The organism is Caulobacter hibisci, assembly GCF_016135805.1.
In the GTDB taxonomy this organism is placed as follows: domain Bacteria; phylum Pseudomonadota; class Alphaproteobacteria; order Caulobacterales; family Caulobacteraceae; genus Caulobacter; species Caulobacter hibisci.
Window position 1 is genome coordinate 1 of sequence record NZ_JADWOX010000049.1, and the last position, 519, is coordinate 519.

1 pseudogene is annotated in these 519 nt (G+C 53.4%); it reads right to left on the reverse strand.

What is annotated here, in order from left to right:
• Positions 1 to 97: 97 nt before the first annotated feature.
• Positions 98 to 519: pseudogene (locus tag I4Q42_RS26270) on the reverse strand (hypothetical protein); the annotation flags it as partial.

Below are 519 nucleotides of genomic sequence, written 5' to 3' on the forward strand. Positions count from 1 at the left end.
ATCGCTAAGTTCCGCGGCCTCAATCGACTCGGGCAGCTGGATTGCCGATGGCCTTATGGCTTTCGGAACGGGCTGCTTTTGTTGCCTTCGGAAGGGCTTAGGTTCTTCTGAAAGTTTCGAAAAAGAGTTGGTTGACAGGGGTTGGTGGTTTCACTAGAAGCGCCGCTCCGATCATCAACGGGGAAGAGTTCGCAAGAATTCGGAAGTGTTGATGAGAAGTCGGGCAAGACTTTCTTGAAAAGAATTGCTTGACAGGGTTTGGTGGTTTCTTTAGAAGCTGCTGACCTGCCGAACTGGGGTTCTTCTCTGGCTCGGCGCGGTGGTCGAAAAGTTTTGAAAAAAACGATTTGACACGGAATTCGAGGTTGGATAGATAGCCGCCTCCGCCGACATCGGGCGCTAAACGATGGGGCCGCTTCCGGGATTGCCGGGGCGGTTCGGAGCTTCGGCTCTGGTCTTTGACATTGTTGATTTGGAAAGAGAAACGCAGGCGGCGGCGCTCTGGCGATGGACTGAAAG